Annotated in this window: 23 protein-coding genes; 15 read left to right on the top strand and 8 right to left on the bottom strand. The window is 71.0% G+C overall.

The window, feature by feature from the left end; translation table 11 throughout:
* Positions 1-143 precede the first annotated feature (143 nt).
* Positions 144-908: a methyltransferase domain-containing protein gene (locus tag AC2XR2_RS11845; protein ID WP_491514992.1), complete on the top strand. Its 765-nt coding sequence runs from the start codon at positions 144-146 to the stop codon at positions 906-908.
* Here AC2XR2_RS11845 and AC2XR2_RS11840 read toward each other — a convergent pair.
* A complete protein-coding gene (locus tag AC2XR2_RS11840) occupies positions 897-2099 on the bottom strand; it encodes a bifunctional adenosylcobinamide kinase/adenosylcobinamide-phosphate guanylyltransferase (RefSeq protein ID WP_491514991.1) in 1203 nt (400 codons plus the stop codon). The two genes, AC2XR2_RS11845 and AC2XR2_RS11840, sit on opposite strands and share 12 nt — an antisense overlap.
* 130 nt (positions 2100-2229) lie before the next feature.
* On the opposite strand from AC2XR2_RS11840, the gene AC2XR2_RS11835 reads away from it, so the two are divergent.
* On the top strand, positions 2230-2445 hold the full coding sequence (locus AC2XR2_RS11835; protein WP_020137368.1) for a hypothetical protein: 216 nt from the start codon (positions 2230-2232) through the stop codon (positions 2443-2445).
* Positions 2446-2492: 47 nt separating this feature from the next.
* On the opposite strand, the gene AC2XR2_RS11830 is transcribed toward AC2XR2_RS11835, so the two are convergent.
* The 3 genes from AC2XR2_RS11830 to AC2XR2_RS11820 form a co-directional block, all read right to left on the bottom strand.
* Positions 2493-3560 (bottom strand): S1C family serine protease, encoded by a 1068-nt coding sequence (locus AC2XR2_RS11830; RefSeq protein ID WP_491514990.1) that lies wholly within the window; start codon positions 3558-3560, stop codon positions 2493-2495.
* A 356-nt stretch (positions 3561-3916) separates the two neighbouring features.
* Positions 3917-4618, bottom strand: a complete 702-nt coding sequence (locus tag AC2XR2_RS11825) for a methyltransferase domain-containing protein (protein ID WP_330267468.1) — start codon at positions 4616-4618, stop codon at positions 3917-3919.
* Between the two features lie 83 nt (positions 4619-4701).
* Positions 4702-5379 (bottom strand): DUF3043 domain-containing protein, encoded by a 678-nt coding sequence (locus AC2XR2_RS11820; RefSeq protein WP_381305272.1) that lies wholly within the window; start codon positions 5377-5379, stop codon positions 4702-4704.
* Between the two features lie 233 nt (positions 5380-5612).
* Between AC2XR2_RS11820 and AC2XR2_RS11815 the strand changes: the two genes are divergently transcribed.
* The 8 genes from AC2XR2_RS11815 (at position 5613) to AC2XR2_RS11780 (ending at position 16132) form a co-directional block, all read left to right on the top strand.
* The gene (locus AC2XR2_RS11815; protein ID WP_028809590.1) at positions 5613-6377 is read left to right on the top strand and encodes a PspA/IM30 family protein; all 765 of its coding nucleotides are present in this window, start codon (positions 5613-5615) and stop codon (positions 6375-6377) included.
* 22 nt (positions 6378-6399) lie between these two features.
* Positions 6400-6678, top strand: coding sequence for a PspA-associated protein PspAA (gene pspAA, locus AC2XR2_RS11810; protein ID WP_330267470.1), 279 nt, complete (start codon positions 6400-6402; stop codon positions 6676-6678).
* 182 nt (positions 6679-6860) lie between these two features.
* Complete coding sequence (locus AC2XR2_RS11805; protein WP_491514989.1) at positions 6861-8090, top strand: sensor histidine kinase; 1230 nt, start codon at positions 6861-6863, stop codon at positions 8088-8090.
* Entirely contained in the window at positions 8087-8767 is a 681-nt protein-coding gene (locus AC2XR2_RS11800) for a response regulator (protein WP_381305275.1), read from the top strand. The genes AC2XR2_RS11805 and AC2XR2_RS11800 overlap by 4 nt, the downstream gene beginning before the upstream one ends.
* Before the next feature lie 152 nt (positions 8768-8919).
* Positions 8920-12024, top strand: a complete 3105-nt coding sequence (locus AC2XR2_RS11795; RefSeq protein ID WP_491514988.1) for an efflux RND transporter permease subunit — start codon at positions 8920-8922, stop codon at positions 12022-12024.
* A 164-nt stretch (positions 12025-12188) separates the two neighbouring features.
* The gene (locus tag AC2XR2_RS11790; protein WP_330267474.1) at positions 12189-12614 is read left to right on the top strand and encodes a YciI family protein; all 426 of its coding nucleotides are present in this window, start codon (positions 12189-12191) and stop codon (positions 12612-12614) included.
* A gap of 40 nt (positions 12615-12654) precedes the next feature.
* On the top strand, positions 12655-13800 hold the full coding sequence (locus AC2XR2_RS11785; RefSeq protein ID WP_491518435.1) for an RNA polymerase sigma factor: 1146 nt from the start codon (positions 12655-12657) through the stop codon (positions 13798-13800).
* Between the two features lie 94 nt (positions 13801-13894).
* Positions 13895-16132, top strand: coding sequence for a serine/threonine-protein kinase (locus AC2XR2_RS11780; RefSeq protein WP_491514987.1), 2238 nt, complete (start codon positions 13895-13897; stop codon positions 16130-16132).
* Between the two features lie 18 nt (positions 16133-16150).
* Here the strand turns inward: AC2XR2_RS11780 and nadA are convergent, their stop codons facing one another.
* Positions 16151-17335 (bottom strand): quinolinate synthase NadA, encoded by a 1185-nt coding sequence (gene nadA, locus AC2XR2_RS11775; protein WP_123764913.1) that lies wholly within the window; start codon positions 17333-17335, stop codon positions 16151-16153.
* A 265-nt stretch (positions 17336-17600) separates the two neighbouring features.
* On the opposite strand from nadA, the gene AC2XR2_RS11770 reads away from it, so the two are divergent.
* Entirely contained in the window at positions 17601-17957 is a 357-nt protein-coding gene (locus AC2XR2_RS11770) for an iron-sulfur cluster assembly accessory protein (protein WP_020137379.1), read from the top strand.
* 87 nt (positions 17958-18044) lie between these two features.
* Here AC2XR2_RS11770 and AC2XR2_RS11765 read toward each other — a convergent pair whose 3' ends face one another.
* Together AC2XR2_RS11765 and AC2XR2_RS11760 are read right to left on the bottom strand one after the other, a co-directional pair.
* A complete protein-coding gene (locus tag AC2XR2_RS11765) occupies positions 18045-20051 on the bottom strand; it encodes a hypothetical protein (protein ID WP_491514986.1) in 2007 nt (668 codons plus the stop codon).
* Between the two features lie 164 nt (positions 20052-20215).
* On the bottom strand, positions 20216-20425 hold the full coding sequence (locus AC2XR2_RS11760) for a hypothetical protein (RefSeq protein ID WP_491514985.1): 210 nt from the start codon (positions 20423-20425) through the stop codon (positions 20216-20218).
* 151 nt (positions 20426-20576) lie between these two features.
* On the opposite strand from AC2XR2_RS11760, the gene AC2XR2_RS11755 reads away from it, so the two are divergent.
* Positions 20577-21551 (top strand): carbohydrate kinase family protein, encoded by a 975-nt coding sequence (locus tag AC2XR2_RS11755; protein WP_491514984.1) that lies wholly within the window; start codon positions 20577-20579, stop codon positions 21549-21551.
* 4 nt (positions 21552-21555) lie between these two features.
* Here AC2XR2_RS11755 and AC2XR2_RS11750 read toward each other — a convergent pair whose 3' ends face one another.
* Positions 21556-22929, bottom strand: coding sequence for a cysteine desulfurase/sulfurtransferase TusA family protein (locus tag AC2XR2_RS11750; RefSeq protein ID WP_491514983.1), 1374 nt, complete (start codon positions 22927-22929; stop codon positions 21556-21558).
* A 270-nt stretch (positions 22930-23199) separates the two neighbouring features.
* Between AC2XR2_RS11750 and ctaC the strand changes: the two genes are divergently transcribed.
* Genes ctaC through AC2XR2_RS11735 form a run of 3 tightly spaced genes read left to right on the top strand, consistent with a single transcriptional unit; the run spans position 23200 to position 26293 of the window.
* A complete protein-coding gene (ctaC, locus tag AC2XR2_RS11745; protein WP_381304219.1) occupies positions 23200-24159 on the top strand; it encodes an aa3-type cytochrome oxidase subunit II in 960 nt (319 codons plus the stop codon).
* On the top strand, positions 24156-25898 hold the full coding sequence (gene ctaD, locus AC2XR2_RS11740) for an aa3-type cytochrome oxidase subunit I (protein ID WP_330267480.1): 1743 nt from the start codon (positions 24156-24158) through the stop codon (positions 25896-25898). The genes ctaC and ctaD overlap by 4 nt, the downstream gene beginning before the upstream one ends.
* Positions 25895-26293, top strand: coding sequence for a cytochrome c oxidase subunit 4 (locus tag AC2XR2_RS11735; RefSeq protein ID WP_123760216.1), 399 nt, complete (start codon positions 25895-25897; stop codon positions 26291-26293). The genes ctaD and AC2XR2_RS11735 overlap by 4 nt, the downstream gene beginning before the upstream one ends.
* The last annotated feature ends 24 nt before the right edge of the window (positions 26294-26317 follow it).

Here is a 26317-nt window from a genome sequence, read left to right as displayed (position 1 = left end):
AACAGTACCGGCCCTGATCGAACACGGGGGAGCCACGGGGGCGCCACGGGGCCATGACGTCGTTGCACCCAAGATCGCGATCCCATACGTTCCGTTTTATAGCGAATTGCCGTGCTGGATCGCCGTGCGCCCCGGGAGGCCCCATGCCCGCACCAACCGCCCCTTCCCCACGGCGACTTCGCTCCACCGCCCGTGCGCTGCGGTGGCTGCCGGAGCCGGAGAGCTGGCTGGACGTGGGGACGGGGGACGCGGACTTCCCGGAGGCGGCCCGCACGTTCTTCCCCTACACCGCCTTCGACGGCGTCGACCCCACGCCCCGCGTCCTGCACGCCCAGGCCGTCGAACGCCTGGAGGAGGGGTACCGGGGCGCCCTGACGGACCCGCACCTCGCCGCGCACCTGCGCGCCCGCTACGACGTCGTCAGCCTCCTGAACCGGCCGGCCGACCCCGCGGAACTCCGGGCCGCCCTCGCCGCCCTGCGCCCCGGCGGCCACCTCCTCGTGGAGTCCCCCGACGACCCCCGGCCCCTACTGGAGTCCCACGGCTGCACGATCGTCACCACGTCCCGCAGATCCGCGCACATCCCGCCCCGCGTGGCGACCGCGCTGCCCCCGAACCTGACCCCGCTGCTGCCGGCCGCCCGAGCCCTGGACCACACCCTGTCCCTCCTCCTGTCCGGCACCCGCTTCGCGGGCACGTACCGGGTGATCGCCCGCAAGACCACGAACACCCGGGCCCGTGACGTGGGCGCTCGCGACGCGATCGCCGGGGACGGGCACGGGCAGGACATGGCCGCTCAGGGCGCGATCGCCGGGGACGGGCACGGCCAAGGTGTGGATGCCGGGCCCGGCGTCGGTCGGGGCGCCGGCGGGCAGGGTGACGTGGCGTCGGCGTCCTCAGCCTCGTAGGACCAGGGCCTGGCCCGCCACCACCAGCAGCACCTGCTCGCACTCGGTCGCGAACGCCGTGTTCAGGCGCCCGAGTTCGTCCCGGTACCGGCGTCCGGACGCCGTGGCCGGCACGATCCCGGACCCGACCTCGTTGGACACGGCGACCACGGTCCGCCGTGTCGCGCGCACCGCCTCCGTCAACTCCCGCACCCGCGCCCGCAGTTCCCGCTCCCCACCGCCGGCCCACTCGACGTCGTCCCAGGCCCCGACCGCGTCCATCGCGTCCGTCAGCCACAGCGACAGACAGTCGATCAGCAGCGGCGCCCCGTCGTCCTTCAGCAGCGGCACCAGGTCGCACGTCTCGGCCGTACGCCACGACCCCGGCCGCCGCTCCCGATGCGCGGCGACCCGCGAGCCCCACTCGGTGTCCCCGCTCCGCGTCCCCCCGGTGGCCACGTACAGCACCTCGGGAAACGCCTCCAGCCGCCGCTCCGCCTCCACCGACTTCCCGGACCGCGCCCCGCCCAGCACCAGCGTCCGCCGCGGCACATCCGGTACGTCCTCGTAGGCGCCGACGGCGAGGGTCGTCCCGTCGGGCACGGCCCGCGCCCCGGCCGCGGCCAGCCGCCGCCGCAACTCGGCACCGGGAGGCACGTCGTGGTCCACATGCACGGCGACGACATCGGTCGTGGGTCCCACCGCCCCCACCGCCCGCAGCCGCGCCAGCGCGTCCGGTCGCCGTACGACATCGGCGAGCACCATGTCGTACGGCTCGACGGCGCTCTCCTCCAGCCCCGCGGGCGCGCCCCCCGGCGGCAGATACAGCAGCCGCTGCCCGTCGGGGCCGGTCACGGCGTACCCGGTCCCCGGCGCATCCATCGCCACGGCCCGTACCCGATGCCCCGTCAACAACGCCAACTCCCGCCCGTCCGGCACCCGCCCCGGCTGCGGAACCCCGGCGGGGACCTCGACGGGGGGCCCGTCGTGGGGGTGCGACAGCAGGACCTGCCGCACACCGGCGAGGGAATGTCCGCTGCGGGCGGCGGCGAAGGCGGCCCCGGGCGTGAGATCGAGCAACAGCGTCTCGTCGACGAGCAACGAGGTGGCGGCGCGGGCCTCCGAGGCGACAGCGGTTGCGCAGGCGGCACAGGGACAGTCGGGACGGGGAAGGCCGCTGGGGGCGCCGGTACCGAGCAGAGTGAGTTCCACGGAAACGATTCTCTCCGGTCACTGTCGATCAAGCGCGCGCAATGGCACCCCTGCGGGCCCCCACCTGCCCGCAGACCCCGGACCACCGCTTAGGGTGCTCTTCGTAACGGCTCAAACACGGGAGGCTCACATGGCGACATGGACCTGGCGATTCGAGAAGTCCGACGGTGCGGAGACCGAGCCCGCGGTCGAGCCGGAGGAGTTCACGACCCAGGGGGACGCCGAGTCCTGGCTCGGTGAGTACTGGAAACCCCTGCTCGCGGGCGGCGCGGAACAGGTCCGGCTGTTCGAGGACGCCACCGAGATCTACGGCCCGATGAGCCTGAAGGCGGCCGAGGAGGCGTAGCAGTGGCAGGGCGGGGGTTTCCCGGGAAGCCCCCGCCCACCGCGCCCCTACTGCTCACCCAGCGTCACGTCCACCGTCTTGGCGCTGCCGTTCCGCGTGTAGGTCACGGACGTCTTCTGGCCCGGCTTCATCCCCGCCAGCGCCTCGGACAGCGAGGTGATCGTCGTGACCGGGGTGTCGCCCAGCTGCGTGATCACGTCCCCCTCCCGGAGGCCGGCCTCGTCCGCGGCCCCGCCCTCCTCGACCTCGGCGACCGCGACCCCGGCGGCCTGGAACGCGCCGTCCACGACGGTCCGGCCGGTGATGCCGAGCGCGGCCCGGCCCGAGTCGGTGACCTTGCCCTCCTCGATGATCTGACCGGCGACCGTCTTCACCATCGACGCGGGGATCGCGAACCCGATCCCGGGCGCCGCGCTGCCGATCCGGGGGTCGGTGGCGGCCAGCGTCGGGATGCCGATGACCTGGCCGTCGAGGTTGACGAGGGCGCCGCCGCTGTTGCCGGGGTTGATGGCCGCGGACGTCTGGACCATGTTGGGGATGGTCGCGCCGGCACCGCCGTCGCTGCCGCCCTCGCTGACGGTCCGTCCGGTCGCCGAGACGATGCCCTGGGTGACGCTGGACGACAGCCCGAGCGGTGATCCCATGGCGAGGACGATCTGCCCGACCGCCACCTTGGCGGAGTTCCCGAAGGCCGCGGGCCGCAGCCCGTCCGGCGCCTTGTCCAGCTTGACGACGGCGAGGTCCTGCTCGGGATACGAGTAGACGAGCGTCGCCGTCAGCACGTTCTCGCTGTTCGCCGTGGTCACCTCGAAGGTCTTCGCGTCCCCGACGACATGCGCGTTGGTGACGATGTGCCCCTGGTCGTCGTACACCACCCCGGACCCCAGATCACCGCCGGCCTGGATCTGTACGACCGACGGCAGAACGTCCTTGATCACCTTCTGGTAGGCGCTCTGCAGGTCGCTGTCGGCGGCGGGCACGACGGCCTGGGTGGTCGAGCTCTCCTCGCGGCCGGAAGAACCGGAGTCCGAGTCCGAACAGCCGGACAGCAGGCCGCCGGAACACACGAGCACCGCCACGGACAGTCGCAGAGCACGGGTACGCGAAGCATTCATGCCCCGAGTCTCACGTCGGCGCGCAGCCCCGGCCCTGCGCTGTTCGCCCGAACGGGCTCAGCCCCGCACCCCGCTCAGGCTCAGCTCCGCATCCGGCACCGGTGGGGACGGGATCTGCTCACACCCGGTACAGGTCGTACGGGCTTGGCCCGCAGGCCGTAGGGGCTCAGCCCGCATGCGGTATCGGTGCGGACGGGCTCTGTTCACACTCGACACGGGCCGCGCGGCCTCAACCCGCAGCTCGCGCAGGTCGTAGGGGCTCAGCGCTCACCCTGCGCAGATGCGCGCGGCCTCAGCGCTCACCCTGTGCAGATGCGCGCGGCCTCAGCCCTCACCCTGCACAGATGCGCGCGGCCTCAGCCCCGCACCCCGCACAGGTGCAGCAGCGCCGCGACCCCCCGGTACGGATCCGTGCGCCCCGCCCGTTCCTCGCAGGCCAGCAGCGTCTCGATGTCGTCCGGTACCTCGGCGTCGTCCAAGGCCGTGTCCGTGAACACCCGCACGCCGTACCAGGCCTGGAGCGGCGCCCCGATGCCCGCGAGCGTCGCGGTCAGGGTGTCCAGCCGGTCGGCCCGCACATCGAGGCCCAGCCGGTTCCGGTACGCGGTGGTGTCGAAGGCGCCGAGCGCGCCGGTCCAGTCCCCGGCCAGCCCCGGCCGCATCGCCAGCGCGTCGCCGTTGCGCACCAGCAGCGACAGCAGCCCGCCCGGAGCCAGCATCCGCGCCAGCCCGGCAAGCAGCGGGTCGGGCTCCTCGACGTACATGAGCACGCCGTGGCAGAGCACGATGTCGAAGCTGCCCGGCAGGAAGTGCACCCCGGTGTCCCGGCCGTCGCCCTCGATGATCCGCATCCGCTCCCGGATGCCCTCCGGCTCGGCGGACAGCGACTCCCGGGCCGCCGCCACCATCGTGGAGTCCTGCTCGAGCCCGGTCACCTGATGTCCGGCACGGGCCAGCCGCAGCGCCTGCGTGCCCTGGCCCATCCCCACGTCGAGCACTCTGAGCCGCTGCCCGACCGGGTACCGCCCCACTATCTGCTCGTCGAGCTGCCGGGCCACCAGCTCCTGCCGTACGACGTTCCGCAGCCCGCCCAGCTTGCCCAGCCAGGCATCGGCCGCACCCCCGGAGAAAGACGTCGTACTCAGGGCCGCTCTCCGCGCTTGACCTGAGGCTTCGGCAGCCGGAGGCGACGCATCTGGAGGGAGCGCATCAGGGCGTAGCCGACCGCGCCCCTGCGGTCCTGGTCCGGGAAACGCTGGAGGAGCTGCTTGCGCAACCGGAAGGCGTTGACGATCGCGTCGAGCACGATGAGCACGATCACGACCAGCCACAGCAGCAGCGCGATGCTCTGCAGCGCACCCACCCGCACCAGGCTCAGCACGAGGATGACCACGGCCATGGGCAGGAAGAACTCGGCCACGTTGAACCGCGAGTCGATGAAGTCGCGCGCGAACTTGCGCACCGGGCCCTTGTCCCGCTTGGGCAGGTAGCGCTCGTCGCCGCCGGCCAGCGCCTGGCGCTGCCTCTCCAGCGCGCTGCGGCGCTCCTCCCGCTGGCGCCTCGCGGCGTCCTTGCGGGTGAGCGAGGTGTTGGCGACGCTGCGGCGCTGGGACTGGGCCTCACTGCGCTTGGGCGTGGGCCGGCCCTTGGGGGCCTGCGGGTCGCGGATCTGCTTGGAGTCGGTCAGCTGCGCCTTGTCGGCGACGGCGGCCTTCTCTTCCTTGGTGGCACGGCTACGGAACACAAAACCCAAGGGTAAGGGGTGTCCGGGGTTGGACCCCAGCCCCGTGGGGAACGATCCGGCAACACCAGTCGTCATGTAGGGGGACAGAGGGGACGTCCGGTGACGGGTCACTCACCCTGAAGGTCACCTACTCCTTACGCCGGAGCAAGGGATTCGTCAGTCGTCCTTGGGGATGAGCGCATCCGTCCCCGAACAGTGCGTCAATGGATGCAGGGCCCGTACTGTGGGTTCTGTCGCAGAGCTGGAGCTGGAAGTCCGTCAGAAGGGGGCGCGCGAAGCCCATGAGCGGTGTCATGAAGCGTATGGGGATGATCTTCCGCGCGAAGGCGAACAAGGCCCTTGACCGGGCCGAGGACCCGCGCGAAACCCTCGATTACTCCTACCAGAAGCAGCTGGAGCTGCTCCAGAAGGTGCGCCGGGGCGTGGCCGACGTGGCCACCTCGCGCAAGCGCCTGGAGCTCCAGCTCAACCAGCTGCAGTCGCAGTCCTCGAAGCTTGAGGACCAGGGCCGCAAGGCGCTCGCGCTCGGCCGTGAGGACCTGGCCCGCGAGGCCCTGTCCCGCCGTGCCGCGCTCCAGCAGCAGGTGACCGACCTCGAGACCCAGCACTCCACGCTCCAGGGCGAGGAGGAGAAGCTCACCCTGGCGGCCCAGCGGCTCCAGGCCAAGGTGGACGCCTTCCGTACGAAGAAGGAGACCATCAAGGCGACGTACACCGCGGCCCAGGCGCAGACCCGGATCGGCGAGGCCTTCTCCGGCATTTCCGAGGAGATGGGCGACGTGGGCCTGGCGATTCAGCGTGCCGAGGACAAGACGGCGCAGCTCCAGGCGCGGGCCGGCGCGATCGACGAACTGCTCGCCTCCGGCGCCCTCGACGACCAGTCCGGGATGCACAAGGACGACATCCAGGCCGAGCTGGACCGGCTCTCCGGTGGTACGGATGTAGAGCTGGAACTGCAGCGCATGAAGGCGGAGCTGGCGGGAGGGTCCTCGCAGCAGGCGATCGAGGGCGGCACCGGCCAGTCGCAGTCCCAGCAGCAGCCGCAGGACACCCCGCGCTTCGACAAGCAGTAGGGCCCACGCCGAGGAGGGCGACATGATCGTAAGGATCATGGGGGAGGGTCAGGTGAGGCTGGCCGACAGCCACCTCGCCGACCTGAACAAGCTGGACGACGAGCTGTTGTCCGAGATGGAGAAGGGCGACGGCCCAGGCTTCCGCCGCACCCTCCAAGCCCTCCTCACCAGGGTCCGCGAACTGGGCGACCCCCTCCCGGACGACTCCCTGGAACCCTCGGAACTGATCCTCCCGTCCCCGGACGCCACCCTGGAGGAAGTCCGGGAACTGCTCAGCGACGACGGCCTGATCCCAGGCTGAGGGCCGTACCTTCGGACGCCGGTTCAGGTCACTCCAGCCCGTCCGGCCTTAGAGGACGAGGCCCGCAAGGGCCGAAGGGGGGCCTGGGGGCGCAGCCCCCAGACGCGCGCACCCCCACGCACCCGAGGCCGAAAACGCACAGTCACCCCCCGACACCCCCGGCCCCAGCGCCGCAGGAAGACGTGACCCCCCGAGACCGAGTCCGCCGCCACCTCAAGGCACACCCCGTCGCCGCGGACGCCGTCCTCGCCACGGGAGTCCTCGTCTGCATGGTCGCCGGCTCCTTCGTGGACCCCCACGGCGAGCACGACGTCAGCTGGAGCATCCGCACCCCGGCCTCCCTCAGCCTCGTCCTCATCGCCCTCGCGGCCGCCGCCCTGGTCTTCCGCCGCCGCGCCCCCCTCACGGTCCTCGCCCTCACCGGCGCCGCCTCCGTCACCGAGTGCGTCACCGGCGACCCCCGGGCCCCGGTCGCCATGGCCGCCGTGATCGCCCTCTACACGGTCGCCTCCACCACCGACCGCCCCACCACCTGGCGCGTCGGCCTGCTCACCATGACCGTGCTCACCGGCGTCGCCATGCTCGCCGGGCCGCTGCCCTGGTACGCCCAGGAGAACCTCGCGATCTTCGCCTGGACCGGCATCGGAGCCACCGCGGGCGACGCCGTGCGCAGCCGCCGCGCCTTCGTCCAGGCCATCAGGGAGCGCGCCGAGAAGGCGGAACGCACCCGCGAGGAGGAGGCCCGCAGAAGGGTCGCCGAGGAGCGCCTGCGCATCGCCCGCGACCTGCACGACGTCGTCGCCCACCACATCGCCCTGGTCAACGTCCAGGCCGGGGTCGCCGCCCACGTCATGGACAAGCGGCCCGACCAGGCCAAGGAGGCCCTCGCCCACGTCCGCGAGGCCAGCCGCTCAGCCCTCAACGAACTCCGCGCCACCGTCGGTCTGCTCCGGCAGTCCGGCGACCCCGAGGCGCCCACCGAACCCGCTCCCGGCCTCGCCCGCCTCGACGAACTCGTCGGGACCTTCCGCAGCGCGGGCCTGCATGTCGAGGTCGCCCGCGCCGACCACGGCACCACCCTGCCCGCCGCCGTCGACCTCGCCGCCTACCGGGTCATCCAGGAAGCCCTCACCAACGTCCAGAAGCACGCGGGGACGGAGGCGAAGGCCGAGGTCAGCGTCGTACGCGTCGGCCCGAACGTGGAGATCACCGTCCTCGACAACGGCAACGGCGAGGACCACGACCCGGACGGCGGCGGCGGCCACGGACTGCTCGGCATGCGTGAGCGCGTCACCGCCCTGCGCGGCACCCTCACCACCGGTCCCCGCTACGGAGGCGGCTTCCGCGTCCATGCGATCCTGCCGGTCAAGACCCGATCCGCAGCCAAGGACCAGCCGGGGGAGCCCGTATGACGATCCGTGTCCTGCTCGCCGACGACCAGGCGCTGCTGCGCAGTGCCTTCCGTGTGCTCGTCGACTCGGAGCCGGACATGGAGGTGGTCGGCGAGGCGTCCGACGGTGCCGAGGCCGTGCGGCTCACCAAGGCGGAGCGCGCCGACGTCGTGCTGATGGACATCCGGATGCCCGGCACGGACGGTCTCGCCGCCACCCGGATGATCAGCGCCGACCCGTCCCTCGCGCACGTCCGCGTGGTCATCCTGACGACCTTCGAGGTCGACGACTACGTCGTGCAGTCCCTGCGGGCGGGCGCCTCCGGCTTCCTCGGCAAGGGCAGCGAGCCCGACGAGCTCCTCAGCGCCATCCGGGTCGCCGCCGGCGGCGAGGCCCTGCTGTCCCCGGCCGCCACCAAGGGCCTGATCGCCCGCTTCCTCGCCCAGGGCGACGCGGACGACGCGCACGACCCCGTCCGCGCCGAACGCCTCGACGCCCTCACCGTCCGCGAGCGCGAGGTCCTCGTGCAGGTCGCCGGCGGCCACTCCAACGACGAGATCGCCGAGCGCCTGGAGGTCAGCCCGCTCACCGTCAAGACCCACGTCAACCGGGCCATGGCCAAGCTGGGCGCCCGGGACCGGGCCCAGCTCGTGGTGATCGCCTACGAGTCGGGGCTGGTACGGCCGAGGGTGGAGTGATTCCGGGCCCGCGTACTGCGGCCGGAGTAGGCGCCGGACAAGGAACTGGACCTGGGGGCTACGAAACACCTCACACCGATGGCACAGGGTTGAGGGGCGACCACGGTCGCATCGGCCACTTCTGCCGCTCACAGAATTGAGAACCCTCACCCATGTCCTGGCTGTCCCGATTCAGCCTCGCGCAGCGGGCCCTCATAGGGCTGATGTCCATCATCGCGATCGCGTTCGGCGCGATCGCGATCCCGCAGCTGAAGCAGCAACTCCTGCCCACCATCGAACTGCCGATGGTGTCGGTGATCGCGCCCTACCAGGGCGCCGCCCCCGACGTCGTCGAGAAGCAGGTCGTCGAGCCCATCGAGAACAACCTCGAAGCCGTCGACGGCATCTCCGGCGTCACCTCCACGGCGAGCGAGGGCAACGCCGTGATCATGGCGTCCTTCGACTACGGCAACGACACCAAGCAGCTCGTCGCCGACGTCCAACTGGCCGTCAACCGGGCCCAGTTGCCTCAGGACGTGGACCCGCAGGTGGTCGCGGGCTCCACGGACGACATGCCCACGGTGGTGCTCGCCGTCACCTCGGACAAGGACCAGCAGGCCCTCGCGGACCGGCTGGACCGGACCGTCGTACCGGAGCTGAAGAACATCGACGGCGTCGGCCAGGTCACCGTCAGCGGTGTCCGCGACCTCCAGGTCGCCGTGACCCCGGACGAGAAGAAGCTCGCGGCGGCGGGCCTGACGACCCAGTCCCTCGCGCAGGCGCTCCAGGCGGGCGGCGCGACCGTCCCGGCCGGCTCCTTCGACGAGGACGGCGCCAACCGGACGGTCCAGGTCGGCGGCGGCTTCACCTCGCTGGAGCAGATCCAGAACCTCATGCTCAAGGGTTCGGGCAAGCCGGTCCGGCTGGCCGACGTGGCCGGTGTGAAGCAGGTGCCGGCCCCGGCCGACTCGATCACCCGCACCGACGGCAGGCCCAGCCTCTCCGTCGCGGTCACCATGGACCACGACGGCAGCGCGGTCGCCATCTCGGACGCGGTCGAGGACAAGCTGCCCGGCCTGCGCCGAGACCTCGGTTCCGGGGCGACGATCACCGTCGTCAGCGACCAGGGCCCGGCGGTCGCGAAGGCCATCTCGGGCCTGACCACCGAGGGCGCGCTCGGCCTGCTCTTCGCGGTCCTGGTCATCCTGGTCTTCCTGGCGTCGGTCCGCTCGACGCTGGTGACGGCGGTCAGCATCCCGCTCTCCGTCGTCCTGGCCCTGATCGTGCTGTGGACCCGCGACCTGTCGCTCAACATGCTGACGCTGGGCGCGCTGACCATCGCGATCGGCCGGGTCGTCGACGACTCCATCGTCGTCCTGGAGAACATCAAGCGGCACCTCGGCTACGGCGAGGAGCGGCACTCGGCGATCCTCACCGCGGTCCGCGAGGTGGCCGGAGCCGTCACCTCCTCGACCCTCACCACGGTCGCCGTGTTCCTGCCGATCGGCCTGGTCGGCGGCATGGTGGGCGCCCTGTTCGGCGCGTTCAGCCTCACGGTGACGGCGGCCCTGCTGGCCTCGCTGCTGGTGTCCCTGACGGTCGTCCCGGTCCTGTCGTACTGGTTCCTGCGCGCCCCGAAGGGCACCCCCGAGGACGCGGACGAGGCACGCCGGATCGCGGAGGAGAAGGAGGCGAGGAGCAGGCTCCAGCGCTTCTACGTCCCCGTCCTGCGCTTCGCGACACGGCGCCGTCTGACCAGCGTGCTGCTGGCGGCCGTGATCCTGATCGGCACCTTCGGCATGGCCCCGCTCCTGAAGACCAACTTCTTCGACCAGGGCGAGCAGGAAGTCCTCACCGTCAAGCAGGAGTTGAAGCCCGGCACCAGCCTGGCGGCGACCGACGTCCAGGCGAGGAAGGTCGAGAAGCTGCTCGCCGGCACCAAGGGCGTCAAGGACTACCAGGTCACCATCGGCTCCTCCGGCTTCATGGCGGCCTTCGGCGGCGGCACGGACACCAACCAGGCGTCCTACCAGGTGATGCTGGAGGACTCGGCGCAGTACAACCGGGTCCAGGACGCCATCGAGGCGGGCCTGAAGAAGCTCGACGGCATCGGCACCACGACCGTCGCCGCCGGGGACGGCTTCGGCAGCCAGGACCTCAGCGTGGTCGTGAAGGCGGCCGACGCGAACGTCCTGCGCAAGGCGTCCGAGCAGGTCCGCAAGACGGTGGCGGGGCTGGACGACGTCACCGACGTGACCAGCGACCTCGCGCAGAGCGTGCCCCGCATCTCCGTGAAGGCCAACGACAAGGCCGCGGCCGCGGGCTTCGACGACCAGACCCTGGGCGCCGCGGTGACCCAGGCCGTCAAGGGCACCACGGCCGGCCGGGCCGTCCTGGACGACACCGAGCGGGACGTCGTCATCAAGTCGGCGAAGCCGGCGGCCACCCTGGAGCAGCTGCGGAACCTGCGGCTCGGGCCGGTGAAGCTCGGGGACATCGCCACGGTGAAGCTGGTGGACGGCCCGGTCTCGATGACCCGGATCGACGGCCAGCGGGCCGCCACGATCACGGCGAAGCCGACCGGCGACAACACCGGCGCGGTCAGCGCGGACCTCACCTCCAAGCTGGACGCCCTCAAGCTCCCCAAGGGCGCCACGGCCGAGATCGGCGGGGTCACCTCGGACCAGGACTCGGCGTTCAAGAACCTGGGCCTGGCCATGCTGGCGGCGATCGCGATCGTCTTCATGCTGCTGGTGGCGACCTTCCGCTCCCTCGCCCAGCCGCTGATCCTCCTGGTCTCGATCCCCTTCGCGGCCACCGGCGCGATCGGCCTCCTGGTCGTCACCGGCACCCCGATGGGCGTCCCCGCGATGATCGGCATGCTGATGCTCATCGGCATCGTGGTGACCAACGCGATCGTGCTGATCGACCTGATCAACCAGTACCGCGAGCAGGGCTACGGCGTCGTCGAAGCCGTGATCGAGGGCGGCCGACACCGGCTGCGCCCGATCCTGATGACGGCCCTGGCGACGATCTTCGCGCTCCTCCCGATGGCGCTGGGCGTCACCGGCGAGGGCGGCTTCATCGCCCAGCCGCTCGCGGTGGTCGTGATCGGCGGCCTGATCACCTCGACCCTGCTGACCCTCCTGCTCGTCCCGACGCTCTACACGATGCTGGAGCTCCGCAAGGAGCGCCGGGCGAAGAAGCGGGCGGCGAAGCGGGGCGAGACCCCCGCGGCACCGGCCCCGGCCGAGGAGCCGCAAACGGCAGGCGTCTGACCTGCCCGGGAGCCCCTCGCGGCGCGACTGCGAGGGGCTCCTGCCGTTCCCCCGGGAGATTCGCGAAAAGAAGTCCCCGCGACGATGTCGAGAACCCGCGCCCCGCTCCGTCCCCGTGGTGAGAGCGGCCAGAATGGGCCGCATCGGGACCGAGGAGAGACATCATGGCCAAGTACCTGCTGCTCAAGCACTACCGCGGCGCTCCGGCTCCGGCCAACGACGTGCCCATGGAGAAGTGGACGCCCGAGGAGATCTCGGCGCACGTGCAGTACATGCGGGACTTCGCGGAGCGGCTGGAGAAGACCGGGGAGTACGTCGACGGCCAGGCGCTCGCTCCCGAGGGGACGTGGGTGCGGTACGACGGCGAGGGGCGCCCGCCCGTCACCGACGGCCCGTTCGCCGAGACCAAGGACCTCATCGCCGGGTGGATGGTGATCGATGTCGACACCTACGAGCGGGCCCTCGAACTGGCCGGGGAGCTGTCGGCCGCCCCCGGCGCCGGCGGGAAGCCGATCCACGAGTGGCTGGAGCTGCGCCCCTTCTACGCGACCTCGCCCACCACCACGGACGACTGCCACGCCGGTGGATGAGCCGACTCCCGCGCCGACGGACGGGGCGGCTGCCACGCCGGTGGACGAGGCACTCCTCAGAAGCCTCACCCCGGCCGTGCTGACCGTCCTCGTCCGCCGCGGCGCCGATTTCGCGGCGGCCGAGGACGCCGTCCAGGACGCGCTCGTCGAGGCCCTGCGCGTCTGGCCCGCCGACCCGCCGCGGGACCCCAAGGGCTGGCTGGTCACCGTGGCCTGGCGCAAGTTCCTCGACGCGACCCGCGCGGACACCGCACGCCGCCGCCGTGAGGACCGTGTCGACGAGGAACCGGCGCCCGGCCCGGCGTCCGCCGTGGACGACACGCTCCACCTGTACTTCCTGTGCGCCCACCCCTCGCTGACCCCGTCCTCCGCCGTCGCCCTCACCCTGCGCGCCGTCGGCGGCCTGACCACCCGCCAGATCGCCGCGGCCTACCTGGTGCCCGAGGCGACCATGGCGCAGCGCATCAGCCGGGCCAAGCGGACCGTCTCCGGCGTCCGCCTCGACCAGCCCGGCGATGTCGCCACCGTGCTGCGCGTGCTCTATCTGGTCTTCAACGAGGGCTACTCCGGCGACCTCGACCTCGCCGCCGAGGCCATCCGCCTCACCCGGCAGCTCTTCGCGGCCTTCGACCACCCCGAGGTCGCGGGCCTGCTCGCCCTCATGCTGCTCCACCACGCCCGCCGCGCCTCCCGTACCGCCCCCGACGGCGCCCTGGTGCCGCTCGCCGAACAGGACCGCACCCGCTGGGACACCGCCGCGATCGCCGAGGGCGTCCGCATCCTCCAGACCGCCCTCTCCCGGGACCGCCTGGGCGAGTTCCAGGCCCAGGCCGCCATCGCCGCCCTGCACGCCGACGCGCCCACCGCCGAGGAGACCGACTGGGTGCAGATCGTCGAGTGGTACGACGAACTCGCCCGGCTGACCGACAGCCCGGTCGTCCGCCTGAACCGCGCGGTCGCCGTGGGCGAGGCCGACGGCCCCCGCGCGGGCCTGGCCGCCCTCGCCGCGCTGGACGACTCCCTGCCCCGCTACACCGCGGTCGCGGCCTACCTCCACGAACGCGCCGGCGACCTCGCGACCGCGGCCCGCCTGTACGCCGAGGCCGCCCCCAAGGCCCCCACCCTCACCGAACGCGACTACCTGACCCGCCAGGCCGCCCGCCTCAACTCCCGCCCGCGGCACTGAGGGGACGGGCCGGGGCCTTCCCGAGACCGGGCGGGCCACCCCCGTTACCTATGCTGGAGCCTCGGACTGCCGCACGGGGGAAGGGGATGCGGACGTGCCGCTGCACAAGGACGACCCGAGATCGGTCGGCGGGTACAAGCTGGTCGGCCGGCTCGGGTCCGGGGGAATGGGCATCGTCTACCGGGGCAGATCACGCTCCGGGCGCGAGGTCGCGGTCAAGGTCGTGCACGCCCAGTACGCCGAGGACCCCGTCTTCCGCACCCGCTTCCGCCAGGAGATCGAGGCCGTCCGCAAGGTGAGCGGCGCCTTCACCGCCCCGGTCGTGGACGCCGACCCGGACGCCGCACGGCCGTGGATGGCGACCCAGTACGTCCCCGGCCGCTCGCTGGCCGAGCGGATGACCGAACTCGGCCCCCTGCCGGAGACCGAATTGCGGCGCCTGGCGCTGGGGCTGGTGGAGGCCCTGCGGGACATCCACCGGGCCGGTGTGGTGCACCGCGACCTGAAGCCCGCCAACGTCCTGATGGCCGACGACGGCCCCCGTGTCATCGACTTCGGCATCTCCCGGGCGGCGGAGAACAACCCCCTCACCGAGACGGGTCAGATGATCGGCACCCCGCCCTTCATGTCCCCGGAGCAGCTCACCGACGCCCGCACGGTCGGTCCGGCCTCCGACGTCTTCGCGCTCGGCGCGCTGCTGGTGTACACCCTCACCGGCCGGGGGCCCTTCGACGCGGACAGCCCCTACCTCACGGCCTACCAGGTGGTCCACGACGAACCCGTCCTGGACGGCGTACGACCGCCGCTGCGGACGGTCCTGCAGAGCTGCCTGGCCAAGAAGGCCGCGGACCGGCCCGGCCTCGACGAAATTGCCCGGGAGCTCGCACGCGTGCTCCCCGAGGAGGCGCCGCACGGCCCCCGGACCGTCACTCCGCGCGGCGACCTGCCGGACCCCGCCGACACCGGCGCCCCGGACCCGGACCGGGCCACCGCACCCGGCCGTCGGCGCCGGGTGCGCCCGCTCTGGGCCGCGACCGCCGCGATCGGCGCGCTGGCCCTCGGGCTGACGGCGTATCTGCTGAGCGGCCCGGGCCGGACCGGCGAGGACAGCGGGGATGGCACGGTCCGTGCGGAGGGCGCCGCCTCCCGCTGGACGCAGCTGCCCAGCGGCTGGCAGCCCTGGCAGACGACGGTGTACGCCACCGCGGAGCGGGGTGTGAAGAAGGGGATCACCCTTCTGGAGGGCGGGGTCGACAGCGGCCCGGACTGCCGGCTGTACGAGGGCTCCCTCTACTGCGCCGGGGACGCCGTGCTGCCCGTGCGGATCGACGGGGCCACCGGACGGGTCGACTGGCGCGCCGACGGAGTGCCGTCCCTCCCGAGGAAGCGGTCGTACTTCTTCTGGCTCCTCGGGGTCACCGACGACGTCATGCTGGTCAAGCAGCAGTACCAGCCGGAGGGCGGCGACCTCGAGACCTCCGTCACCGCCCTCGACACCGGGACGGGCAAACGGCTCTGGCACCGCACGGTGGACGAGCAGGCGACCCACGTGTTCGTCTCAGGCGACCTGGTGCTGGTCCCGGACATCGGCCGCGGATCGCTGACCGCTCGGTCGGTGCGCACCGGCGCCCAGCGCTGGACGGCACCGCTCCCGGCCGGGACGCAGTGCGACCCGCCGCACACGAACGCGGGCCTCTACCTGGAGTGCCTGCCCGGCACGCCCACCGAAGACATCCTGCTCCTGGGCTTCGACCGCGCCGACGGGTCGGTGCGGCGTCTGAAGGTGCCCGATCACTCGACCCTCGTCGGCACGTCCGACGGCCGTCTGCTCTACCTGGAGGCCGCCGAGGACGTGGCGGGGCACCTGAGCTCGGGCGAAGAGGGACCCTTTGCCCGGATCCGGCTGATCGACCCCCGTACCGGCGCCACCACGACGAAGGAGCTGGCGAAGGAGGTCGGGGGCACCGCGACGGCGGCGGACGGCACCCTGTGGTTCACCGAGCCCTCCGGCCGGGTCACCGCCGTGTCGGTCGACACCGGGAAGCAGTTGTGGCAGACCCCCACGAGCCTCGAGCAGCCCGGCGGAGTCACCCCGGTCCCGGGCTCCCGCGTGGTCTGTCTGTCCAGTGCCAGCGGCCGGGTCGCGGCGCTGGACGCGGGGAAGGGCACGCTGCTGTGGGAAACCCTGCCGCGCGCCAAGTGGGTGAACGCCCAGAACGAGCTGCTGCCCCGGGTGCTGCTCGACAAGGGCGCCCTGGTTGTCACCACACCGGCCGGTGACGTCTTCACCCTCGACCCCGCCCACCCCGAGCGGACCTCCGCGTCGGGGTGAGCACTCCTCGGACCGGCGCTACGGCAGCGCCAGCATCCGCTCCAGCGCCAGCTTCGCGAACGCCTCGGTCTCCTTGTCGACCTCGATCCGGTTGACCAGCTTGCCCTCGGCCAGCGACTCCAGGGTCCACACCAGGTGGGGCAGGTCGATGCGGTTCATGGTCGAGCAGAAGCAGACCGTCTTGTCGAGGAAGACGATCTCCTTGCCCTCGGGGGCGAAACGGTTCGCGAGCCGTCGTACGAGATTGAGCTCCGTGCCGATGGCCCACTTCGAGCCGGCCGGGGCCGCTTCCAGCGCCTTGATGATGTACTCCGTCGAGCCGACGTAGTCCGCCGCGGCGACGACCTCGTGCTTGCACTCCGGGTGCACCAGGACGTTCACCCCGGGGATGCGGGCGCGGACGTCCTCCACCGACTCGAGCGAGAACCGGCCGTGCACCGAGCAGTGGCCGCGCCACAGGATCATCTTGGCGTCCCGCAGCTGCTCGGCGGTCAGACCGCCGTTCGGCTTGTGCGGGTTGTAGACGACGCAGTCCTCCAGGGACATGCCCATGTCGCGGACGGCGGTGTTGCGGCCCAGGTGCTGGTCGGGCAGGAACAGCACCTTCTCGCCCTGCTCGAAGGCCCACTCCAGGGCCCGCTTCGCGTTCGACGACGTGCAGATCAGGCCGCCGTGCTTGCCCGTGAACGCCTTGATGTCCGCCGAGGAGTTCATGTACGACACCGGCACGACCTGCTCGGCTATGCCGGCCTCGGTGAGCACGTCCCAGCACTCGGCGACCTGCTCGGCCGTCGCCATGTCGGCCATCGAGCAGCCGGCGGCGAGGTCGGGCAGGACGACCTTCTGGTCGTCGGAGGTGAGGATGTCCGCCGACTCGGCCATGAAGTGCACACCGCAGAACACGATGTACTCGGCCTCCGGGCGCGCGGCCGCGTCCCGGGCCAGCTTGAAGGAGTCACCCGTGACGTCGGCGAACTGGATGACCTCGTCACGCTGGTAGTGGTGGCCGAGGACGAACACCTTCTCGCCGAGCTTCTCCTTGGCCGCGCGGGCGCGCTCGACCAGGTCGGGGTCGGACGGGGAAGGCAGGTCGCCGGGGCACTCGACGCCCCGCTCGCTCCTCGGGTCGGCCTCACGGCCGAGCAGCAACAGGGCGAGCGGAGTCGGCTGTACGTCGAGCTCCGTGGTCTGGGCGGTGGTCACGACACGCACCCTTTCTACTTTTCGTCGAACTGACGTTATCTATCATAACCCGGTTCACGTCACTTTGACGATGGTCATTGCGTCGATGTGACGTGAATCCCGAAACGGGGCTCATGGGGCCCGGACGCGGCATTTTCTGCTCACCGCCGCATGTGCGAGCATGAAGAAGGCGCCGAAAATCCGGCGTCCGGCCCGGAATGAATCCGCGGCCTTGCCGGTTGCACCAGTCGGCAAGCAGTCTCCGTACAACCCGGGAGAGATGTAGATGTCCGTATCGGACGAGACCGGCACCGTCACCGACGGCATCATCCTGTCCGACGCCGCCGCGGCGAAGGTCAAGGCCCTGCTCGACCAGGAAGGCCGTGACGACCTGGCCCTGCGCGTCGCCGTTCAGCCCGGCGGCTGCTCCGGCCTGCGTTACCAGCTCTTCTTCGACGAGCGCTCGCTCGACGGTGACGTGGTCAAGGACTTCGGTGGCGTCAAGGTCGTCACCGACCGCATGAGCGCCCCGTACCTCGGCGGCGCGTCCATCGACTTCGTGGACACCATCGAGAAGCAGGGCTTCACGATCGACAACCCGAACGCCACCGGCTCCTGCGCCTGCGGTGACTCCTTCAGCTAAGGCGCACAGCGTCCACGGCTGACACGTACACCACGCGAAAGGCGGCGGCCCCTGAGCAGGGGCCGCCGCCTTCACATGTCCGCAGGGTCACCGGGCCCCGGAGGTCTCCGGCAGCCGTGCCCCCGCCTTCTTCAGCGGGATCTCCTTGCCGTCCGAGCCCACGACCTTGCGGTCGCCGAGCGGCTCGTCCAGCGACACCGTCTTCTGGATCTCCTTGGCGATCATGATGCAGACCTTGTCCGGCCAGGGCTTGGCGGTGACCGTGACCTTCACCTCGCCCGAACCCTCGCTCGCCGCCGCCGTGTAGTCCGCGCACACCCCGCCCGTGAAGCTGACGGTCAGCTCGTCGCCCTCGGCCGTGTAACCGTCGACCTTGACGTCCCGGGTCTTCGGCGCGGAGGTCGGTTCGCCGGAGGGGGCGGTGGGGGCGGGCGTCACGGTCGCCGGAGCGGCGATGTACTTCGGGTCGATTGCCGGATACGTCACCGTGAAGGCGTCCTTCGCACCCGCCGCCCGCACCTCGAACAGCCAGGACGGCACCAGCGCCGGCTTGCCGCCCACGAAGTGCGAGGCGAGCCCGAACACCGCCTTGTCGACGGTGAGGGTGCTGCCCGCGGGGCTCGCCGTCGACTGCCCGCAGGGCGCCTCGAAGCGGTCCTTCAGCGGTACGGGACTGGCGCAGCCGCCGATGCCCATGCGGTGGTCGGTCGCCGGCACCTTGTTCAGCAGGCCGAGCGTCTTCTCCGCGCTCAGCACGGGATACGTGTCGCTCTTGACCGGCGCCTCCAACTGGCCGCTGCCGCTGACCACTTCACCCTGCGCGTTCACGGTGACGCCGGTGGCCCAGCCGTACGTGGGCAGCCCGCCCACGACCGGATCGGCGTTCACCACCCGCTGGGCGCCGATGACCTGGCTCGTGTCGAGCTTCGCGCCGCCCTGGCCGACCGCCTTCAGTACCGGCGCGGCGGCCTTCTCCGCGGCGGCCGCGCTCACCGGTTCGTCGGTGGTGGCGCCGGGCTCCGCCCCGCACACGGTGGCGCTGTCGCAGTGGTCGATGACGGGGGAGTAGCGCTGGAAGCTCCACGCTCCCGGCGCCTGCCGGTTCACCTGGAGACTCGGCCCCGAACCGTCCTTGACCCCGACCCGCCAGACCTGCCCCTGCACGACCGGCGTCCCGCTCACCCCGAGCGCCTCGGCGAGCCGCGTCACGTCGTCCTCGGTGACCTGCCCCTGGACCCGGTACACCGGAGCCGCACCGGGCCCCTTCGGCAGGCTCCCGTCCACGCGATAGGTCACGCCGTACGGATTCGGCTCACCCGGCGCGATGCCGTTCCCGCCCCCGTCACCGCCCCCGCTGTACCCGTCGAGCGCGAGAGGCGGCGGCGTGTCGTCCCCGGCCGCCCCGGAGGTCGTACCCCCACCGGAGTCACCGGACGTACTGGCGGCCAGATAGGCCCCACCCCCACCCACCAACAACACGGCAGCGGCTACGGCGGCAACGGCCACGGGGGACCGGAGCCGCCCGGAGCGGGGAGCGCCGGCCTCCTCGTCACGGGGGATCTCGGAGTCGGGGGCGGGGAGGCCGCCGGGTGCCGCAGGGCCCACCGGCGCGGCTTCGGCATCGCCGTCGGCGGCAGCCGCTGCCACGGCGTTGGTCTCGGCATCGGGGGAGGCCGGAGACTGATCGGACTCGGATCGGGGGTCCACGGTCTCGTCAAGGCGGGAGGACTTGGTGCCGGTGTCCGCGGGCTCCTCAGCGGGGCCTGCGGACTCGTCGGAAGCGGCGGCCTCGGAAGCCGTGAGCTTGTCGAGGGCGGTGCGGGCGGGAGCCGGGGTCTCGTCGGCGCCGGCAGGGGTGTCGTCGGCCGGGGTTCCGCCCGTGCCGCCGTCGATCGCGTCCTCGGGCCGCTCCGCCGTGTCTCCGGCGGCGACCGACGCCTCCTCAGCCTCCCGGCCCTCGGTACCGACCTCGGCCCGAGCCCCGGAACCCCGCTCCTCCTCGGCACCCCTGACCTCATCGGAACCGTGGGCTTCCGCAGCGCTCCCGTCCCCGTCGCCGGAGGCCTCGCCGTTGTCGGGTCGCTCGGTGTTCACCGCATCGCTCCTTCTGCTGCGCAACTGTCCCTCGACCCTGACCCGACCCTGTCAAAATGGTCGGCAAACGGGTCGTATGCCGCATCCCCTTTCCGGGGGACGGCGATGGGACGCAGCGGGGGAGCGCGCGGTTCCCTCGAACGCGCCGACTCGCGCCCCGTGGCTCAGTCGCCGTACTCCGACATGGCCTCCAGCAGCCGGGCGGAGCCCTCCGGCACCGTCACACCGTGGATGAGCGAGGGGGAGACCGGAAGGGAAACCAGCCGCTCCGGAACCGCCCAGTGGGGAGCCATCCGGGCGCAGTCCCCGAGCAGCGAGGCGAGGTCGCTGTCCAGGCCGGCCGGGGTGGGGGCGTACAGCTCGAGGTTCGTCATGACGGAACCGTAAGCACCCCGGAGCCCGCGAAGAAAGATCTACTATCGGGTAGTTTTACCTGCTTCAGCGCTCCGTCTGCCGCCTCGCAGTACTCCATACGGACCCGATAGCGTTAACCGTCAATACACCCTCCCTCAGGAGAGCCACGCCGTGCGTATCGCAGTCACCGGCTCCATCGCCACCGACCACCTCATGACCTTCCCCGGCCGCTTCGCCGACCAGTTCGTCGCGGACCAGCTGCACACGGTCTCGCTCTCCTTCCTGGTCGACAACCTCGACGTCCGCAGGGGCGGCGTCGGCGCGAACATCGCCTTCGGCATGGGACAGCTCGGCACCAACCCGATCCTCGTCGGCGCCGCGGGCTTCGACTTCGACGAGTACCGCGCCTGGCTGGACCGGCACGGGGTCGACACCGCGTCCGTGCGGATCTCCGAGACGCTCCACACGGCCCGCTTCGTGTGCACCACCGACGCCGACCACAACCAGATCGGCTCCTTCTACACGGGCGCGATGAGCGAGGCCCGTCAGATCGAGCTCAAGACGGTCGCCGACCGCGTGGACGGCCTCGACCTGGTCCTCATCGGTGCCGACGACCCCGAGGCGATGCTCCGCCACACCGAGGAGTGCCGGTCCCGCGGCATCCCCTTCGCCGCCGACTTCTCCCAGCAGATCGCCCGCATGAACGGCGACGAGATCCGCATCCTCCTGGACGGGGCCACGTACCTCTTCTCCAACGAGTACGAGAAGGGGCTCATCGAGTCCAAGACGGGCTGGTCGGACGCGGAGATCCTGGCGAAGGTGGGCCACCGGGTCACCACGCTCGGCGCGCAGGGCGTCAGGGTCGAGAAGGCCGGCGAGGAGCCGATCGTCGTCGGCTGCGCGGAGGAGGAGCGCAAGGCCGACCCCACGGGCGTCGGCGACGCCTTCCGCGCCGGCTTCCTGTCGGGCCTGTCGTGGGGCGTCTCGCTGGAGCGGGCGGCCCAGGTCGGCTGCATGCTGGCGACCCTCGTCATCGAGACGGTGGGGACGCAGGAGTACCGGCTGCGGCGGGAGAGCTTCATGGAGCGCTTCACCAAGGCGTACGGCGACGAGGCGGCCGAAGAGGTTCGCACCTACCTCAAGTGACCCGCTAGGAGATCCGGCGGACCACGTAAGCGGAACCCCGGTCCGCCGGTTCCTCTCCCACGTACTCCTGCTCCCGCATCTCGCACCACGCCGGGATGTCCAGGCGGGCCGCCTCGTCGTCCGAGAGGACCCGGACGGTCCCGCCCACCGGCACGTCCCCGATCACCTTCGCCAGTTCGATGACCGGGATCGGGCACCGCTTCCCGACGGCGTCCACGACCAGCGCGTCCTCCCGCGCCCCGACCGCCGGCGCGACCGTCGGCGCCGGCGCGCCGAGCTTCTCCCGGACCCGCGCCACCGCCCCCGGCAACACCTCCAGGAACCGGTCGACCTCCTCGGAGACCGCCCCGAGCGGCAACGAGATCCGCACATTCCCCTCACTCAGCACCCCCATCGCCTTGAGCACATGGCTCGGCGTCAGCGTGCTGCTCGTGCAGGACGAACCGGAGGAAACGGAGAAACCCTCCCGGTCCAGCTCGTGCAGAAGGGTCTCGCCGTCGACATAGAGACAGGAGAAGGTGACGATCCCGGGCAGCCGCCGCTCCGGATCGCCGACCACCTCCACATCGGCCACCAGCTCGGGCACCCGCGCCCGGATCCGCGCGGTCAGCTCCCGCAGCCGTACCGCCTCTTGGGCCGCCTCCGCCCGCACCGCCCGCAGTGAGGCCGCCGCCGCGACGATTGCCGGCAGGTTCTCGAACCCCGGCACCCGCCCCGACTCCCGCTCGTCGGTGGGCCCTTGCGGCGAGAACCGGACACCTTTGCGCACGGCGAGCAGCCCGACCCCGGACGGCCCGCCCCACTTGTGCGCACTGCCCGTCAACAGGGACCACCCGCCCTCCACCGGCCCCCACGCGAGCGACTGCGCCGCATCCACCAGCAACGGCACCCCGGCCTCCCGGCACCCGGCGGCCACCTCGCCCACCGGCTGCACGGTCCCCACCTCGTGGTTGGCCGACTGGAGACAGGCGAGAGCGGTATCGGGCCGAAGCGCGTCGACGTACGCCTGCGGACTCACCGCTCCCGTCCGCCCCACCGGAACCTCGGTCACGTCGAACGACTCAGCCGAATGGAGGACGGAGGAGTGTTCGACAGCAGACACGATCAGGTGGCGTCCCACCCGCCGCCGCCCGGCAAGCGCCCCACTGATCCCGAGGTGCACGGCCTGGGTCCCGGAGGATGTGAAGGCCAACTCGTCGGCACGACACCCCACCGCCTCGGCGGCAGCTTCCCGAGCGGCATCGAGCAACATCCGGGCCCGCCGCCCTTCCCGATAGAGCCGGGACGGATCAGCCCACCCGTCATCCAGAGAGGCCAACAGCGCCTGACGGGCAACGGGGTGAAGGGGGGCACCGGAAGCGGCGTCGAAATATGACACACGGCAACGCTAACCTCCGTAGGGGCGCGGGGCTGTGTCGATCAGCGGCTCCGCCGCGGGGCGCGATCAGCCACAAAGCACCCGCAGCCGCCAATCAAGCGAACCCACCGAGTGACTAGGCACCCCTCCCGCTGAACCCCCGGAGGGCGTCGGCTAGGGTTTGGTCCGCATAAACATCCAAACCCCTGCCCGACGCAGGGCGGCGACCGACCACCGAAGAAGGCAGGCCGCAGCCAATCCGCGCGGGCGAGACTCTCGGGAAGGCGCTACGTGAGTCCCAACGGCTCCGACCGCTCGCCGCGGCGCCCGATGCGGCGGAAGCTGCTGCAGGCAATGACCGCGGGCCTGGTCCTGGCGACCGCCACCGGTTGCACATACAAGGACTTCCCCCGCCTTGGTATGCCCACCCCGACCACGGAAGAGGCTCCGCGGATCCTCTCCCTCTGGCAGGGTTCCTGGGCAGCCGCGCTGGCCACCGGCGTGCTGGTGTGGGCCTTGATTCTGTGGAGCACGATCTTCCACCGGCGCAGCCGGACCAAGGTCGAGGTTCCTCCGCAGACCCGGTACAACATGCCCATCGAGGCGCTGTACACGGTGGTTCCGCTCGTCATCGTCTCGGTCCTGTTCTACTTCACGGCCCGTGACGAGTCGAAGCTCCTCAGCCTCAAGAAGCAGCCCGACGTCACCATCAACGTCGTCGGCTACCAGTGGAGCTGGGCGTTCAACTACATCGAGCCCGTCGCGGGCTCGACGGGCGACGCGAAGACCGACAAGAACCTGGACGCGATTCCGACCCGGTTCAAGAACGACTTCCCGGCGAACGCCGGCGGTGTCTACGACTTCGGCACCCCCGCCACGCGGAACCCGCAGACCGGCAACCCCGGCCCGACCCTCTGGCTCCCCAAGGGCAAGACGGTCCGCTTCGTCCTCACCTCGCGTGACGTCATCCACTCCTTCTGGGTGGTGCCGTTCCTGATGAAGCAGGACGTCATCCCGGGCCACACCAACGCCTTCGAGGTGACCCCCAACAAGGAGGGCACCTTCCTGGGCAAGTGCGCCGAACTCTGCGGCGTCGACCACTCCCGGATGCTGTTCAACGTGAAGGTCGTCTCCCCCGAGCGCTACGAGCAGCACCTCAAGGACCTCGCGAAGAAGGGGCAGACCGGTTACGTTCCCGCGGGCATCGAGCAGACCGCCCACGAGAAGGACCGGGAGACGACGAACCTGTGAGCATCCTCAACGAACCCCAGGGTGCCGCCGAAGCAGGGTCCCACTACGCGGACGAACTGCCGGTCCGGCGCCAGAACCGCGGGAGTGTGGTCATCAAGTGGCTCACCACCACTGACCACAAGACGATCGGCACGCTGTACCTCGCCACGTCGTTCGCGTTCTTCCTGATCGGCGGCGTGATGGCGCTCTTCATGCGCGCCGAGCTGGCCCGTCCGGGCCTGCAGATCATGTCGAACGAGCAGTTCAACCAGGCGTTCACGATGCACGGCACGATCATGCTGCTGATGTTCGCGACGCCGCTGTTCGCCGGCTTCACCAACTGGATCATGCCGCTGCAGATCGGCGCGCCCGACGTGGCGTTCCCGCGGCTGAACATGTTCGCCTACTGGCTGTACCTGTTCGGCTCGACGATCGCGGTGGGCGGCTTCCTCACCCCGCAGGGCGCGGCCGACTTCGGCTGGTTCGCCTACTCCCCGCTGTCGGACGCGGTCCGCAGCCCGGGCGTCGGCGCCGACCTGTGGATCATGGGTCTGGCCTTCTCCGGCTTCGGCACGATCCTCGGTGCGGTCAACTTCATCACCACGATCATCTGCATGCGCGCGCCCGGCATGACCATGTTCCGCATGCCGATCTTCACCTGGAACGTGCTGCTGACCGCGGTCCTGGTCCTGCTCGCCTTCCCCGTCCTCGCCGCCGCGCTGTTCGCGCTGGAGGCGGATCGGAAGTTCGGGGCACATGTCTTCGACGCGGCCAACGGCGGAGCGTTGCTGTGGCAACACCTCTTCTGGTTCTTCGGCCACCCAGAGGTGTACATCATCGCGCTGCCGTTCTTCGGCATCATCTCCGAGGTCATCCCGGTCTTCTCCCGCAAGCCGATGTTCGGCTACATGGGCCTGATCGGCGCGACCATCGCGATCGCGGGTCTGTCCGTGACGGTGTGGGCGCACCACATGTACGTCACCGGCGGTGTGCTGCTCCCGTTCTTCTCCTTCATGACGTTCCTCATCGCCGTACCGACCGGCGTGAAGTTCTTCAACTGGATCGGAACGATGTGGAAGGGGTCCCTGAGCTTCGAGACCCCGATGCTCTGGGCCACCGGCTTCCTGATCACCTTCACCTTCGGTGGTCTGACCGGTGTCATCCTGGCCTCGCCGCCGCTGGACTTCCACGTCTCCGACTCGTACTTCGTGGTGGCGCACTTCCACTACGTCGTCTTCGGCACCGTCGTCTTCGCGATGTTCTCCGGCTTCCACTTCTGGTGGCCGAAGTTCACCGGCAAGATGCTCGACGAGCGCCTCGGCAAGATCACGTTCTGGACGCTGTTCATCGGCTTCCACGGCACCTTCCTGGTCCAGCACTGGCTGGGCGCCGAGGGCATGCCGCGTCGTTACGCCGACTACCTGGCGGCCGACGGCTTCACCGCCCTGAACACGATCTCGACGATCAGCTCGTTCGTGCTCGGCCTGTCGATCCTGCCGTTCCTCTACAACGTGTGGAAGACCGCCAAGTACGGCAAGCCGGTCGGCGTCGACGACCCGTGGGGCTACGGCCGCTCCCTGGAGTGGGCGACCTCCTGCCCGCCGCCGCGGCACAACTTCCTCACCCTGCCGCGGATCCGCAGCGAATCCCCGGCGTTCGACCTGCACCACCCGGAGATCGCCGCTCTCGACCAGCTCGAGAACGCCGGTCACGGTGAGAAGGCTCTGGCCGGCAACGGCGGCAAGGAGGCCGGCAAGTGAAGATCCAGGGACGGATGTTCATCTGGCTGAGCGTCTTCATCCTCGTCATGGCGATCGTCTATGGCGTGTGGTCGAAGGAGCCGGCCGGTACCACCGCGCTCTTCCTGGCCTTCGGCCTGTCCGTCATGATCGGCTTCTACCTCGGCTTCACGGCCAAGCGGGTGGACGCCGGCGCACAGGACAACAAGGAGGCCGACGTCGCGGACGACGCCGGCGAGGTCGGGTTCTTCAGCCCGCACAGCTGGCAGCCGCTCGCCCTCGGCTTCGGCGGCGCCCTCGCCTTCCTGTCGGTCGCGATCGGCTGGTGGCTGCTGTACTTCTCGGTGCCGGTGATCCTGGTCGGCCTGTACGGCTGGGTCTTCGAGTACTACCGCGGTGAGAACCGCACCCAGTAGCACGAGCGGAGCTCAATGGAGCCC

The organism is Streptomyces sp. LS-MS-L19, assembly GCF_058382285.1.
Note: the sequence above shows the minus strand (reverse complement) of the source record. Positions and strands in the feature narration are given on the sequence as shown.

What these genes read in the sequence shown, in the direction of transcription:
- AC2XR2_RS11830 (WP_491514990.1), bottom strand. Translation starts at nt 3,560, where the DNA reads ATGAATGCTTCGCGTACCCGTGCTCTGCGACTGTCCGTGGCGGTGCTC.
- AC2XR2_RS11760 (WP_491514985.1), bottom strand. Translation starts at nt 20,425, where the DNA reads ATGACGAACCTCGAGCTGTACGCCCCCACCCCGGCCGGCCTGGACAGC.
- AC2XR2_RS11845 (WP_491514992.1), top strand. Translation starts at nt 144, where the DNA reads ATGCCCGCACCAACCGCCCCTTCCCCACGGCGACTTCGCTCCACCGCC.
- AC2XR2_RS11800 (WP_381305275.1), top strand. Translation starts at nt 8,087, where the DNA reads ATGACGATCCGTGTCCTGCTCGCCGACGACCAGGCGCTGCTGCGCAGT.
- AC2XR2_RS11835 (WP_020137368.1), top strand. Translation starts at nt 2,230, where the DNA reads ATGGCGACATGGACCTGGCGATTCGAGAAGTCCGACGGTGCGGAGACC.
- AC2XR2_RS11815 (WP_028809590.1), top strand. Translation starts at nt 5,613, where the DNA reads ATGATCTTCCGCGCGAAGGCGAACAAGGCCCTTGACCGGGCCGAGGAC.
- AC2XR2_RS11770 (WP_020137379.1), top strand. Translation starts at nt 17,601, where the DNA reads ATGTCCGTATCGGACGAGACCGGCACCGTCACCGACGGCATCATCCTG.
- AC2XR2_RS11790 (WP_330267474.1), top strand. Translation starts at nt 12,189, where the DNA reads ATGGCCAAGTACCTGCTGCTCAAGCACTACCGCGGCGCTCCGGCTCCG.
- AC2XR2_RS11820 (WP_381305272.1), bottom strand. Translation starts at nt 5,379, where the DNA reads ATGACGACTGGTGTTGCCGGATCGTTCCCCACGGGGCTGGGGTCCAAC.
- pspAA (WP_330267470.1), top strand. Translation starts at nt 6,400, where the DNA reads ATGATCGTAAGGATCATGGGGGAGGGTCAGGTGAGGCTGGCCGACAGC.
- AC2XR2_RS11795 (WP_491514988.1), top strand. Translation starts at nt 8,920, where the DNA reads ATGTCCTGGCTGTCCCGATTCAGCCTCGCGCAGCGGGCCCTCATAGGG.